The organism is Tepidanaerobacter sp. EBM-49 (assembly GCF_001896645.1).
In the GTDB taxonomy this organism is placed as follows: domain Bacteria; phylum Bacillota; class Thermosediminibacteria; order Thermosediminibacterales; family Tepidanaerobacteraceae; genus Tepidanaerobacter; species Tepidanaerobacter syntrophicus.
The window spans coordinates 53,868-67,821 of record NZ_MPPE01000058.1 but is presented as its reverse complement, the minus strand read 5'-3'; the positions used below and the strand labels follow the sequence as shown (position 1 = coordinate 67,821).

Here is a 13,954-nt window from a genome sequence, read left to right as displayed (position 1 = left end):
AACCACTTGACCACGGGGCCACAAATGGTGAGCCATCCGCGACTCGAACGCGGGACGCCCTGATTAAAAGTCAGGTGCTCTGCCGACTGAGCTAATGGCTCATTAAAACAGCAGTTACTATATTACTATAAAAGTTTTAGGCTGTCAACCCTTTTTTTAAAAAGCGAGCAGAGAAGCGAGCACAGAGACGGTTCTTTCGTGTTGTTTTTTGATGCAGTTAGGATGAAAAGATTAGTTTTTCAGCAGTCTCTAACCGTCCCATGTTCCTTCCCCTGCTCCTTGTGTATGTTCTCCTGTGCTGTTAAATCTTATACACGTTTTAATATCTCCCTTGCAACTATTACTCCCGAAGCCGATGCCTGGGCGAGGCCACGAGTCACGCCAGCTCCATCCCCTGCTGCAAAAAGATTTTTTATTTGCGTCTCAAGACTAGAGGTCAGCGCCGGACGAGCCGAGTAAAATTTGACTTCTGCACCATAAAGCAGGGTGTGATAGGAATTTACGCCAGGCACAACTTTGCTTAGGGCCTCTAACATCTCTAAGATGCTTACCATATGCCTGTAAGGAAATACTAGGCTCAAGTCTCCCGGCGTTGCTTCTTTTAAAGTAGGCTCCACCAGTCCTCTTTTTATGCGTTCAGGCGTAGACCTTCTTCCTGAAAGCAAGTCTCCAAGCCTCTGGACAAGTACACCGCCGCCTAACATATTCGCCAGTGTCGCAATATTCTTGCCATATGCGATGGGCTCCTTAAAAGGCTCAGTAAATGTCTTGCTTACCAGCAGTGCAAAGTTTGTGTTTTCTGTTCTGCGGTCGGAATAGCTATGGCCATTTACCGTTACAAGACCATTGTTGTTTTCCATAACTACTTCGCCATAGGGATTCATACAAAAAGTCCGGACTTTATCATCAAAGGACTTGGAATAGTATATTAGTTTTGATTCATATACTACATCAGTTAAATCTTCCATTATAACAGCCGGAACCTCTACTCTAACTCCGATGTCCACAGGGTTAATCGACATTGGAAGCTTTAAAGAACCTGCTTGCTTTGAAAACCACTCAGATCCCTCCCTGCCAGGCACCACGACTACATAATCGGCAAAATATTCATTGCCATCTGCGGTTTTTATTCCTCGCACTCGGGTATCTTCAACAATGAGTTTTATAACCTCAGTATTTGTTTTTATCTGGACTTTTTGTTCCAGATAATCCTTCATATTTTTTAATATTTTTGCGCAGGTTTCAGTTCCAAGATGTTTTAATTTTGCAGGTATGAGTCTTAAATCAGCAGTAGCTGCTTTTCGTTGCAGCTCTCGAATTTTTTCATCTTCTGTGCCATAGATTTCCTTTGTCCCGCCAAATCTTACGTATATGCTGTCCACATAATTTATTAATTCCATTACTTCTTCTTTTGGCAAATATTCATCAAGCCAGCCCCCGAATTCTGTGGTAAGTGTAAGCTTACCATCACTGAAAGCTCCTGCCCCTCCCCACCCGCTCACAATCGAACATGGGTTGCAACGCATGCATTTGGTGCTGGTTTTTTCTTTCAAGGGGCATTTTCGTTTCTCGATATCTTCTCCTTTTTCAATAACAAGTATTGAAAGCTCGGGGGCATGTTCTATAAGCTCAAGGGCTGTAAAAATGCCGGCAGGGCCGGCTCCTACTATAATTACGTCATATTTTTCGCGCATAAAAATACCTACTTTCAGTTCCAAAAGTTTATACATTAATTTTTGAGCTAACTTGAGTTTGACGAAATTTCTCCAAGCTAGCAAATTTTGTGAATTTAGGAAGCCATACCAGCTCCACAGTGCCTGTAGGGCCGTTGCGCTGTTTGGCAATTATTACTTCTGCAATATTCTTTTTATCCGTATCCGGATTGTAGTAATCTTCCCTGTACAAAAATGCTACTACATCAGAGTCCTGCTCCTGACTGCCTGACTCACGAAGATCACTTAAAATCGGCTTGTGATCGGCTCTCATTTCCGGTGCTCGTGAAAGCTGTGAAAGAGCTACAACCGGCACCGAAAGTTCTCTTGCTAAAGCCTTAAGTGCACGAGAAATTTCGGAAATCTCTTGCTGCCGGTTTTCAGAACCTATACGGCCTGACATAAGCTGAAGATAATCAATTATTACAAGACCTAGACCTTTTTCTGCTTTCAATCTTCTTGCTTTTGCCCTAAGTTCTAAAGAAGAAATGCCGGGAGTATCATCTATATAAATCGGTGCCTCTGAAAGCGGCCCCATAGCCCTTGCCAGCCTTGGCCAATCCTCTTCTTCTAGTCTTCCCGTCCTAAGTTTGTGGCTGTCCACATTAGATTCGGCGCAAAGCATTCGCTGAACTAACTGTTCTTTGGACATTTCCAAGCTAAAGATGGCTACAGGAATACTGTGGCGAATCGCGGCATTCTGTGCGATGTTTAAAGCAAAGGCAGTTTTACCCATGCTGGGTCTTGCAGCAATAAGGATAAGGTCTGATGGCTGCAAACCGGAAGTTTTTTCGTCAAGGTCGGGAAAACCGGTAGGCACGCCGGTAATTCCTCCTGCAGAATTGTATAGTTTTTCTATATGTTCAAATGTGTCAAACAGTATCTCTTTTATATGATGAAAGTTTTCAACGCGTCTTTTTTGTGCAATCTCAAAAATTCTTCGCTCGGCTTCATCTAAAAGCTCTTCCACTTCGCGTTGGGCATCATATGCCATAGATAATATTTCGGAGGTAGTATTGATAAGTCGTCGGATAATCGCCTTTTCTTCCACAATCTTGCAGTAGTATTCTACATTTGCGGCAGTAGGTACTACCTCCGTAAGATAAGTAAGATAAGTCACGCCGCCGATTTGTTCCAATATTTTGGCAGATCTTAGAGCCTCTGTTACTGTTACAAGATCTGCCGGCTCTCTGTTTTCATACAAATTTACTATAACTTCAAATATACTTTTATGAGAATCTTTATAAAAATCTTGGGGCTGAAGCTTTTCAGCAGCTACAACAATGGCTTCTTTCGATAAAAGCATTGATCCTAAAACCGACTGCTCTGCCTCTAGATTATATGGAGGAACTTTCAAGCTGTCCATATATGTCGTCACCCTTCGACTATTTTAACAGTAAGTTTTGTCTGCACCTCGGGCGCAAGTTTTACTTCAACTGCATAATTTCCAAGAGATTTTATCGGTTCATCAAGCTCTATTTTACGCTTATCTATGTTAATTTTGCACTGCGTTTTTAGCGCATCCGCCACATCTTTAGATGTAACCGAACCAAACAATTTTCCGTTTTCCCCTGATTTTACTTTGATTGTGACCGTCATATTTGAAAGTTTCTCAGCAATCTTTTTTGCCGTCTCTATCTCTTTTTGCTTCTTTTTCTCCATTGCGGCTTTTTCCTGTTCTAATTGCTTTACGCTTCCTTCTGTAGCTTCAATGGCCAAATTCCTGGGAAATAAGTAATTTCTTGCATAACCATCGGCTACATTCACCATGTCTCCTCTTTTTCCGAGACTCTTCACATCTTCCAGTAATATAACCTTCAATTTGTTTCACCTTCCTTCAAGTGTTTCAAAATTGCCTCTTTAACTTTTTCAATAGCCTCTTCCATAGTCACATTAGAAAGTTGAGCTCCCGCTACGGTCATATGTCCGCCTCCGCCTAATTCCTCCAAAATTCTGTGAACGTTTATATCTCCTAAAGAACGAGCGCTTATTGTTATCCTTTCTCCCATGGGGGCTAAAACAAAGGAGGCAGAAATTCCCTTTAGTCCTATAAGGCCATTGGCAGCCTGAGCAGCTGCAACTGTCGGATTTTTAGGTTCCTCATCAAAATATGAAATAACCACATGTTCTGCCACCTGCTGCGCTCTTTGCAGTACCTTTGCCCTTTCGTAAACCGCATCTGCATCCTCTTGAAATAGTTTGTATACCATAGTGGGATCTGCTCCTGCTCGTCTAAGATACGAAGCTGCTTCAAAGGTCCGGGCGCCGGTTTTAAACGCAAAGTTACGCGTATCTACCGCAATACCTGCTAGCATGGCAGTTGCAACGATTGGTGAAATTTTAATATCATCGCCCATGTATTGTATTATCTCTGTTACTATCTCGCTGGTTGACGATGCATAGGGTTCTAAATAAACAAGCAATGCCTTATCTATAAATTCTTCGCCTCGGCGGTGGTGATCTATTACAACTACTCTTTCGGCTTTCTCAAGAATTTTTTGCGACATTAAAAGTGAAGGCTTATGTGTATCTACAACTATAAGCAGAGTCTTTTTAGTAATCTTGTTTAATGCTTCAGATTCCTCAATAAAGCTTCCCTTTATCTCCTCATCTGTAAGTAGGAGTTCAAGAAGGGAATCAACCGACGATGTTTGTTCAGGGGTCAAGATTATATATCCCGGTTTATTCATGCTTTTTACCGCATTTGCCAGGCCCGCCGCAGCTCCAAGGGCATCCATGTCTAAAAACAGGTGTCCTATTATCATCACCGAGTCCGACTCTTCCACTAAATCCCCCAGTGCATGAGCAATTACTCTGACTCTGACACGGCTGTATTTGTTCATTTCTTCGGTCTTGCCGCCGTAAAAATACGTCTTTCCTTCAGCTTTCACTACTGCCTGGTCTCCGCCTCTGCCAAGACAAAGCTCTAAAGCGTTTTGCGCTATTTTTCCCGCTTTTGTTAAAGATGGCTCACCGTAAGCCGCTCCTATGCTGAGCGTCGGAGTCATAGTTTTGCCTGCCTTAATTTCTCGAATCGCATCGAGTATATTCAGCTTTGCTTCCTCTGCCTTCTTAAAATCCTTTAGGCTCATTAGTACCAAATATTTGTCATTATCGTATTTTCTCACAAGTCCGTTGTAATTATATACCCATTTTGTTATTGTTTTATCTATCTCTGCAAGAAGTTCTAATCGGTTTTCTTCTCCACAAGCTACCATGACTTCATCAAAATTGTCTACATAAACATAACAGACCACAGTCTCTTTTTCTCTAAGCTGCAGCTTTAGATTGTATATCTGTGTTATATCGTCAAAATAATAAATCTGGAGCATCTTTTCAGGTTTCTTGTTATTAGCCTGGATTTTGACCTTTTTGACTAAAAAGCGCTCACTGCCAATGTCAACTTCTGCCGGTTCTTTCTCTAAGGTTTCAAGCACATCAGCAGATAATATATCAACTACATGGGATATACGCTGACCTGGTTTTTGGATTTTATTTGTAAAAGCCATATTTTCCCAGATTATCCTATCGTTTGCGCCCGTAAGGGCAATGGCAGAACTTGTCTTATTCGCTATTTCTTTCCAAAGCGCCTTATTAAAAGACACTGTAGGTTCGATAATTGAAGGCAAGGGCTTACCTTCCTTTGCAGACAACAAGTAGTAAAGGAGCAGAGCGAGAATAGGTAAAAGCGCTGCCGCTATTTTGTAGTCGTAAAATATACAGGTGATTGCGGCAAGAATCGCTGTAAAGAAAACTGCCGCCCAAAGGACTCGTTTCTTACTTTTTTGTGTCATGGCAAATACCTCGCATGATAATTATGTTTTGCATTTAACTATATCTTGCGAAAATTGAACAGAACATCAAAGAAGCCTGCGAAAAACACTATTTGTAAGAATAAAGGATTGAAAAGGACAAAGAAAGCAATAATGGCCCTAAAGAATTTTCCTACGTTAAATTTTGCAAGGTAATAAGTGAGCAGTGACAAGCCTTGTAGAAAAAGTATGCATCCAAAAACAATAACCAAATTCATTCCAATAGCCTTAAGTATTCCCTTTGGCCAATATGGCTCTAACATTACCAATACGCTTCCTAAAAGGAAAATTGCTACAGTATAATCCGGAAACCGCCACAAGACAAATGGAGTAAAATCTCTAAGCTTTTGTCCCATGCGCGACATTACTGCCTTTGTAATCATATAGGTTAGGAATGCATCAAAAACTGATGCTATTATGAAGATGGCAGGAATTATAAGAGGTAAGATGTCTAAAGCTTTGTTAAAACTTTCGACTGTGGTTTCTATTGCTTTAGGATCTACACCGAGTTTATTGTAAAATTCAGTGGTCATCGAAATTGATTCTTTTAAAATGTCTAGTTCTTGTGTAATGGGATTTATCCCAATTACCCACATGCTAATAAGCATTAGTATCAAAATAGAAATCATGGAAGCTACACTGCCAAAGGCTATTACTTTAAAAGGAGAAGCATCTTTTTTTATAGCCCATCCTATAACCAGGCCTAAAATTCCGAAACCTAGTACAATGCCTACAGCTTGGAAGGGACCGCTTACCATTGCTACTATTATGCCGGCTACTATCATAGAAAGCGTGGCCGTCCTTATCCCATGTCTTACAACAAGTATGACGATTGGCACCGGCCATACCAAGGTAGCAAATGTGCCCATTATCGGCATATATATCGCCATTAAACTGAGGATAACATTTATTGCGGCAAGCAGCGCTCCCTCGATAAGAGATTTGGTGCTATTGGATTGCATCAAATTTACCTCCTTGTTATGGCAAAAAAGAGAGGGTAGACCCTCTCTATTCCGATGTAAATGGTAGCAAAGCGAGATTCCTTGCTCTTTTTATTGCAATTGTAAGCTGCCGTTGATGTTTTGCGCAATTGCCTGTGATGCGCCGAGGCAGGATCTTGCCACGCTCAGTTATATATTTCCGTAAGCGGCCATATTCCTTATAATCGATATGTTCTATCTTATCTGCACAAAAACTGCAAACTTTTTTCTTTTTAACTCTTTTTGGTTTCAAGTTATATTCCTCCTTTCAATTGCTTTTAGAAAGGCACTCCGTCGCCCTCTATGTCATCTAAGCCGGGATCAAAACTAAAATCTGCATCAAAATTGTCAGGACTGTCATCATTGGGTCCGGATTTGGCTTTATCCAAAAACTGGACAGTATCAGCTACGACCTCTGTCACATATTTGCGCTGGCCGTCTTTTCCGTCATATGACCTAATCTGCAGGCGTCCTTCAACTGCTACAAGGCGTCCTTTTGTAAGGTTTGCAGAACATATTTCAGCAAGTTTCCGCCATGCTACGATTCTTATAAAATCCGCTTCTCTTTCACCTTTTTGATTTACAAAAGGCCTGTCTACAGCTATAGTAAATTGAGTTACTGGAACGCCGTTAGCCGGTGTAAATCTAAGTTCCGGATCCCTTGTCAATCTGCCTATCAATACAATTCTGTTTAGCAAGGTTTCCACCTCTTATTTTTCTTTGTTGACAACTAAAAATCTCATGAGTCCGCTGGTAATCTTGTAAATTCTTTCCAGCTCCTGAGCTGTTGCGGGGTTTGCGGTAAAATTCATTAAGAAATAATACCCTTCTCGTTTGTCGTTTATTGGGTATGCAAGTCTCATCTTGCCCCATTCTTCGACATCTGAAACCTGTCCGCCTTGCTCTTCGATCAGACCCTTAAATTTGTCAACAAGTGATTTTACTTCATCTGTTTCAAGATCAGGGTCAACAATAAATACGGTCTCATAATTTCTCATCTTTTTCACCTCCATGGACTAAATCGGCCCCGGTTTTTCCAGAGCAGAGATGCCGAAGGTATTATACCATTAATCAATTTTGTTTTCAAGTTCATCATTTTTTGCTTGAACTAGAATTTTTCGAACGCTTTTTTCAAATTTGTTTCGGGGAATCATTACTTTTCGGCCGCAGCCTGTGCATTTTATTCCAAAGTCCATACCGACTCTCCATATTTGCCAGGTATCGCTGCCGCAGGGGTGCTTTTTCTTCATTTGAACTACGTCGCCCACATTATACGTCAATTGTCCTTCCCCCTTTTGCTTTCTCTTTTTATGTATACCATCCTGGGATATGGTAGCTCTATTTCATTTTCACCAAATTTTTCCAAAATTGCTTTCCTAAGCTGTCTTTCCACATTCCACTGCTGCATTGGGATTGTTTTTGCAAGTATACTTATTTCTATATCAGTTTTTCCTAAATTTGCTATGCCAAGTATCGAAGGAGCTTCAACTAATATCTCTTGATTATTTTTAGTAACTTCCTCACAGGCACTTTTTAGTGCTTCAAGGGCATCCGGCAAGTTTTCTTCATAAGCTACGCCTACTGTAACCATTGCCCTCATGGCGCCTCGCGAATGATTTGTAACTTTTGTTATTTCTCCGTTAGGAATGGTGTGCAGTTGTCCCCCGAAATCCCGAAGTTTTGTTGTTCTGATACCTATTTCTTCAACTGTTCCCCCAACACCCGCCGCCTCAATATAATCTCCTATATTGTACTGATCTTCTAGTATAATGAAAAAGCCGGATATAACATCTTTTACCAGATTTTGAGCTCCAAAGCTGAAGGCAAGACCACCTATTCCTGCAGCTGTAAGCAAAGACGCAGTATTTATTCCCAGAATATCCAGGATATTCACACCTGCCACAAAATATGTCCCATACCTTACAATGCTTTTTAAAAGGCTTGCCATAGTCCTTGTCTTGTTTTCATCGACAGGTTGTTTGCCATAGTGCCCTCTTGAAAAAACCTGTGTTACAAATCTTTCCGCAATCTTGATAAATATGACTGCCGCATACCACACTATTAAAATTTTTACAAGGGGTACAGCAAATGCAGGAAGTTTGCTAAGTAAATCATTATATAGTTGTGACATATTATTCAAAACACCGTCACCTCACGATAAAGCTGAGCAAACAGAGTTTTTTACAAACGCTTTATATAAATTTTATCACAATAGGGCTGATGAAGTCCAAAAATCTTAAATGATTTAAAATATACGAGGCATTTAAACCTTTTTCTAGAAAATTTTCGGGGAATGCAACAATAAAAGGAAATATTACAGTGTTTAATATGGCAATCCATAGGGCTGTCTGCACTACGTTGAATATTCCGCCACAAAGCTTATTAAGTGGTGACAAGCCGACTATTTTTATCAATCCGCCGATAAAATGAGCAATAAGTACAAATCCCAACTGGACCAATAAAAATACCGCAAAAAAACCGAGAGCTTTTAAAGCAAGGTCAGCAATACCGTTTGTGTTTATTGCGCTTACAGGACCTGAATTGTTTAAAATCGGCTCTTGTAATAGTTTACTCAGAACTTTATCTAAGCCTAAACGGTTTTTAAGAAAGTCTGCAGCTGTATCTCTATAAAATATGCCTGCCCATATGCCAATGACAACTCCGGCCGTCTTAAATGCAGCTAATATAAAGCCCTTTGAAAAACCATTTATAAAGCTTTTTATAAAAAAGGCAATTAAAACAATATCTACCCAGTTCATATTGTCCATATTGCCGCCTCCCCTGTTTTGCCGTCTACAAGCTTATAAGCTCGAGGCAGAGAACGTGCAGCCGATATTACCCCTTAAAAAGCCTGATTAAGACATATAAAATTAAAGCTACTGCAATAAAACCCAATATACCCGTACCGGTGTATGAAGATGTTGCCCTTTGTCTTTTGCCCGGTTTATCTTTTTGCGGGTTTCTCAGCTGCTTATTGGAAAGCTCTACTGATTTTTTGTAGAATTTTACAAATTTATCTATTTCTTTTTGTTTCTTATAAATTACCGCAAGATTATTGTAAGGAATTGGGTTGTCCGGATCCAGGTCTATGGCTTTTTCGTAACATTCCCTTGCTTTTTCTAATTCTTCCTTTTCAAAAAAAATGTTACCTAAGTTGCTGGCTGCGGAGGAAAGTTTCGGATCCAGTTCTAGCGCCTTTTTAAAATAAGCTTCGGCTTCTTCATTATTTTTTTCATAGGCTGCAATAACCCCTAATTTGTTATATGCTTTTGCATTATCCGGCTCATCATTTATTATTTGCTCGTATATGCGGCGCGCTTCTTCGTATTCGCCGCACTCTAGATGCTTTTCGGCTTCCATCATGAGTTCATCCACAAAAAATCTCCCTCTGTTTCTATAAAACTTCTTTATATTAACATTCTATATTTTATTCCAAAAACCTTTTTTAAACTCTGCAATATTTTAATCTTTCACAGGGGTTATAACGCTCAATGCCCTATTTACTATTGAAAACCGCACCGGCGTGAATCCTTTTGCATCTCCGTCTACCTGCACCCTTACAGGTTTAGCAAATTCTATTTCAACATTTTTCCCTCTTATAACCTCAAAACAGCGATGCTTTTTATGGCTTCCTGTAAATACCGAAGGTAGGAACCGCAAGATTTCAGCTCTACTCATATCATTTATAATGCACACATCGAGCAATCCGTCATTTATTATACCGTCTGGGTTTATCATCATGCCTCCTCCGAAGTAGCGTGCATTTGCGGCAAGTACAAGCCAGGGCTTGCGAAAGTATTTTTTCCCGTCAACTGTGATCACAGCGTTGCAGGGACTATAGCGCGCAAGATTCCAGACAAGACTTGTCACGTAGGCTAAGGTTCCGTTTAAAAATTTTAGATTTGAATTTGTCATATTAGCAACTTCTGCATCAAAACCAGCTCCTGCTATATTGATAAAGTAACCATCCTGAAACTTTCCCAAATCTGTAAAAGCAAGATTTTTTCCCTCTTCAATGATTTCAAGGGCATAGCGCGGATTTTCAGGTATCTTAAGTGTCTTTCCAAAATCGTTGCCGGTTCCTGCAGGAATTATTCCAAGCCTTATATCACTTCCTGCAATGCCGTTTACAACTTCTGATATTGTGCCGTCTCCTCCAACTGTAACTATAACCTCATAGCCTAGTTTTTTGGCATGTTTTGCAATTTGTGTTGCATCGCCGCATCCCTGTGTAAATTCATATTCGTATGGAAAATTTATATAAGGCCTTATATCCTTCCATACTTTGGCGCTTCTCTTTCTTCCTGCAACAGGGTTGATTATAAACAATGTTTTCAAGTATCTCCCACCTTATACAAAGCAAAACCCAACTTTAAGTTGGGTTTGACGTTTCTGCACTTTTATTCTTTTTAATAGGAATCGGCTCACTTTTTTGTGTCTCGCCTTTCATTTCACATTTTCCGTTAAAAAAAGCTCCATCTTCAACAAGTAGGCCAGCTGCCTTTACGTCCCCTGTTAGTTTACCTGTATTTTTAAGTTCCAACTTGCCGTCCAAGCAAATATTTCCCTCATATGCCCCTGCAACTATGGCATTTCTTGCCTTAACATTTGCAGTAACTTTTGCGCCTTCTCCTACAATCAAGTCTCCATCGCATTCCATATCGCCATCAAATTGGCCTTCTATGCGCATAAGGCCTGAGGCTTTTATTGTGCCTGTAAATTTAGCATTTTTCCCTAAAATCGTATCTATTTTATCTGAATTTGTTATTATGGGTTCATCTTTTTTTCCAAACACGTAATTCCTCCTCACTCTAGATAATTTTTTGGATCTTGGAGCTGTCCATTAAGTTTTACCATATAATGAAGATGCGGACCTGTGCTTCTTCCGGAATTTCCCACTTTTGCGATCGCCTGACCTTTTTTTACTTGCTGTCCCGCCTTTACGAGTATGCTCGAATTATGGCAGTATGAGGTTTCAAGGCCATAACCATGGCTTATAGTAACCGTTCTCCCATATCCCGCCTGATAACCTGTGAAAGTTACCATTCCGTCAGCTGTTGCTACAACTGTTGTACCATAGGATGCACCTATATCTACTCCATCATGAAATTCCTGCCGAGTTCCAAAAGGTGATCTGCGGTAGCCAAAATCAGATGTTATCTCACCTTGCACCGGATATATTGTAGGGGTATGTGCTATCAGATCGATTCGCTGAATAACTGCATCCTTTAGCTCTTTTAAACTTTGTTCTTCTTCTGGAATCTTTTCTTCCAATACTTCTAGCTTATTTATGAATCTTTCTCTGTCTATGCTGCCGCGGCTTGGGAGGGTCGTTCTTTTCGTAGCGGTCTTGCTGCTTTGAATTGTGGCACTGTTTTTTAAAACAGGATCATTTGCCAGCAAATCCCTTAAATCCGCGTCTAGCTTTTCTATTTGTGCCATTTTTTCTTCTAGATCACTTGTTTTCTTCATAAAAAATTCCAGCTGATTTTGAAGGGCGTTATAGTCCTTTGCCACAGCCGAAAGTTCTTCAGCCTTATTTTTAAATTTGTTGCGAGATATGTAAATATTTGTTGCAAAAATCATCGAGATAAGAAATATTGCAGCAAGTAATCCACCTGCAATTTTCAAGGTCTTAAGGGATACTGAAATCGCAAATGTGGCCTTACCCGAGTGGGGAATTACCATCATCGTGAATTTCTCTTTTTCATCCTTCACTCTGAATAATCACCGCCTAATCCCCCTAACAATTTTTATGTACACAAATTTATTATTCGCCACAGCTTTCAAAAGTCCTTCTAAAAATATTACATATTTTTATTTGAGAGGGCTCGCATAATTACTTCCTCTTCTTCCGGAGAAAGGGTATAACTGCTTTTTCCGGAGTTTACAGGTTTTAGGTAAATCCGATTTTCATCCCTTCCGTAAATGCTTGTAATTATTACACCGCAATTTCTGTCATTTAGTAATGCCAGTGAAAAGCTCAGATCGCTTCCCATATCGGAAAAGGCATTATATCGTTTCCAGGCGACTTTCTTTATCATTTCACGGTTTTCTTCTGCCATCTTTGCCATGGCTCGCTTCATGTCTGCTATTTCACTGCTGATGTCATCTGTGCGCCGCGCCTGACGTATTAACAAGCTTTCAAGATTTTCGCCCTTTGTCCCTTCCATAAGAGTTTTATACATTTTCATAGTCTTTGAGAGCTTCATATTAGATCTTATTGTAATTATAAGTAAAATACCAAGCCCAATTGTGACAAGCAGGAGGATGCTTCCTGAATTTTTTTCAAAAATTTCGTTCAAACTATTAATGTAATTTTCTATTGCCACCTAATATTCCTCCATAAGGTTTATTAAGATATTCAAGACAGACCGGCAAGGATTATCGCAAGTGGGATTGCCGCAAATATAGCCGGCAGCAGATTACCCACTTTGATTGTAACTTTAGTATTTAGCATATTAATTCCTATGCCAAAGATCAGAAGGCCCCCTGCAGCTGACATTTCGGTAATAACCGAAGCAGTTAAAAGGTCTTTTACAGATGAAGCCGCCAGAGTAATTGCCCCTTGATAAAGGAGCACAGGTATCGCTGAAAAAGCCACACCGATTCCCATTGTAGATGAAAAAACGATGGCTGTTGTGCCGTCAAGTAGAGATTTTACAAAGAGGATATCATAATTTTGGTTAAGGCCGCTTTGAATAGAGCCTAAAACCGCCATGGCTCCTACACAGTACATCAGGCTCGCTGTTACAAAGGCACGGGTAAAGCTGCCACTTTCATCTGTAAACTGAGCTTCGAGCTTTCTTCCCAAACCATCAAGCCTTTCTTCTATTTTCAACAGTTCACCGATAATCCCGCCTATAACCACACTAAGTGTAAGCACTAACATGTTTTCAGTCTTTACCGCCATTGAAATCCCTATGACCATTACTGTAAGGCTCAATCCTTGCATAACGGTATTTTTAATTTTTTCATCAAATCTGTTTTTAAGCGCTGTTCCAAGCAGTGTGCCTAAAATAATTGTAAGAACATTTACGATAGTGCCAAGCAATGTTTTCGCCCCTTGATGTCTTTGTTTTTTCAATTTTATCACTAGCTGCGTCTACCGTAAAGACCTTGCTTTGATTAGGCATTTTATCATCATTTTTTAAAATATTTCAATCTATCATCGCATGTAAACAGCTTTTATGCTAAAATGTACAAAACCATAAGGAAGAAGGTGTAATTTTGATTCATAAAGGTTTTTACTTTCCAAATACTGCTTTTTTGCTTTTCTCTGTTTTTGCGGTTGTTATCTTGTTTTTTGCAGTAGTAAAGATTTTCCAGTGGCTTTGGAATATCACGATGCCTCAAGTCTTTAATCTAAAAGAGCTCACTTATTGGCAGGCTTTTAGGTTGCTTATAATAAGTTCTATACTTTTTGGCGGCCTACACTTTAATATGTAGC

The 13,954-nt window shown here is 40.0% G+C and carries 17 protein-coding genes and 1 tRNA gene; all 18 read right to left on the bottom strand.

From position 1 onward, the window contains the following. Positions 1-25: 25 nt before the first annotated feature. Positions 26-101 (bottom strand) — tRNA-Lys (locus BUE08_RS10750). Positions 102-308: 207 nt separating this feature from the next. Further along, positions 309-1,694 carry an NAD(P)/FAD-dependent oxidoreductase gene (locus BUE08_RS10745; protein ID WP_059032335.1) on the bottom strand — a complete coding sequence of 462 codons (1,386 nt, stop codon included), beginning with the start codon at positions 1,692-1,694 and terminating at the stop codon, positions 309-311. Between the two features lie 28 nt (positions 1,695-1,722). Then, positions 1,723-3,078, bottom strand: a complete 1,356-nt coding sequence (gene dnaB / locus BUE08_RS10740) for a replicative DNA helicase (RefSeq protein WP_286680924.1) — start codon at positions 3,076-3,078, stop codon at positions 1,723-1,725. Positions 3,079-3,086: 8 nt separating this feature from the next. Further along, the gene (gene rplI, locus BUE08_RS10735) at positions 3,087-3,533 is read right to left on the bottom strand and encodes a 50S ribosomal protein L9 (RefSeq protein ID WP_059032132.1); all 447 of its coding nucleotides are present in this window, start codon (positions 3,531-3,533) and stop codon (positions 3,087-3,089) included. Continuing rightward, entirely contained in the window at positions 3,530-5,506 is a 1,977-nt protein-coding gene (locus tag BUE08_RS10730) for a DHH family phosphoesterase (protein WP_213950497.1), read from the bottom strand. The genes rplI and BUE08_RS10730 overlap by 4 nt, the downstream gene beginning before the upstream one ends. Before the next feature lie 38 nt (positions 5,507-5,544). Then, a complete protein-coding gene (locus tag BUE08_RS10725) occupies positions 5,545-6,486 on the bottom strand; it encodes a YybS family protein (RefSeq protein ID WP_286680923.1) in 942 nt (313 codons plus the stop codon). A 46-nt stretch (positions 6,487-6,532) separates the two neighbouring features. Next, complete coding sequence (rpsR, locus tag BUE08_RS10720; RefSeq protein ID WP_213950498.1) at positions 6,533-6,757, bottom strand: 30S ribosomal protein S18; 225 nt, start codon at positions 6,755-6,757, stop codon at positions 6,533-6,535. Between the two features lie 25 nt (positions 6,758-6,782). Next, positions 6,783-7,202: a single-stranded DNA-binding protein gene (locus BUE08_RS10715; protein ID WP_059032124.1), complete on the bottom strand. Its 420-nt coding sequence runs from the start codon at positions 7,200-7,202 to the stop codon at positions 6,783-6,785. Positions 7,203-7,214: 12 nt separating this feature from the next. Then, positions 7,215-7,502: a 30S ribosomal protein S6 gene (gene rpsF, locus BUE08_RS10710; RefSeq protein ID WP_059032122.1), complete on the bottom strand. Its 288-nt coding sequence runs from the start codon at positions 7,500-7,502 to the stop codon at positions 7,215-7,217. Positions 7,503-7,571: 69 nt separating this feature from the next. Continuing rightward, positions 7,572-7,784: a DUF951 domain-containing protein gene (locus BUE08_RS10705; protein WP_174221080.1), complete on the bottom strand. Its 213-nt coding sequence runs from the start codon at positions 7,782-7,784 to the stop codon at positions 7,572-7,574. After that, positions 7,781-8,635, bottom strand: coding sequence for a mechanosensitive ion channel family protein (locus BUE08_RS10700; protein ID WP_238142641.1), 855 nt, complete (start codon positions 8,633-8,635; stop codon positions 7,781-7,783). Before BUE08_RS10700 ends, BUE08_RS10705 begins: the two co-directional genes overlap by 4 nt. Positions 8,636-8,696: 61 nt before the next feature. After that, positions 8,697-9,272 (bottom strand): CvpA family protein, encoded by a 576-nt coding sequence (locus BUE08_RS10695; protein WP_273039641.1) that lies wholly within the window; start codon positions 9,270-9,272, stop codon positions 8,697-8,699. Between the two features lie 67 nt (positions 9,273-9,339). Further along, the gene (locus tag BUE08_RS10690) at positions 9,340-9,879 is read right to left on the bottom strand and encodes a tetratricopeptide repeat protein (protein ID WP_286680922.1); all 540 of its coding nucleotides are present in this window, start codon (positions 9,877-9,879) and stop codon (positions 9,340-9,342) included. A gap of 87 nt (positions 9,880-9,966) precedes the next feature. Beyond that, positions 9,967-10,842 (bottom strand): diacylglycerol/lipid kinase family protein, encoded by an 876-nt coding sequence (locus BUE08_RS10685; RefSeq protein ID WP_286680921.1) that lies wholly within the window; start codon positions 10,840-10,842, stop codon positions 9,967-9,969. Between the two features lie 34 nt (positions 10,843-10,876). Next, the gene (locus BUE08_RS10680) at positions 10,877-11,299 is read right to left on the bottom strand and encodes a bactofilin family protein (RefSeq protein WP_059032112.1); all 423 of its coding nucleotides are present in this window, start codon (positions 11,297-11,299) and stop codon (positions 10,877-10,879) included. An 11-nt stretch (positions 11,300-11,310) separates the two neighbouring features. Continuing rightward, positions 11,311-12,222 (bottom strand): M23 family metallopeptidase, encoded by a 912-nt coding sequence (locus tag BUE08_RS10675; RefSeq protein WP_059032110.1) that lies wholly within the window; start codon positions 12,220-12,222, stop codon positions 11,311-11,313. Between the two features lie 89 nt (positions 12,223-12,311). After that, positions 12,312-12,836, bottom strand: a complete 525-nt coding sequence (locus tag BUE08_RS10670) for a DUF4446 family protein (RefSeq protein ID WP_286680920.1) — start codon at positions 12,834-12,836, stop codon at positions 12,312-12,314. Between the two features lie 32 nt (positions 12,837-12,868). Further along, complete coding sequence (locus tag BUE08_RS10665; RefSeq protein ID WP_353682121.1) at positions 12,869-13,558, bottom strand: DUF554 domain-containing protein; 690 nt, start codon at positions 13,556-13,558, stop codon at positions 12,869-12,871. Between the last annotated feature and the right edge of the window lie 396 nt (positions 13,559-13,954).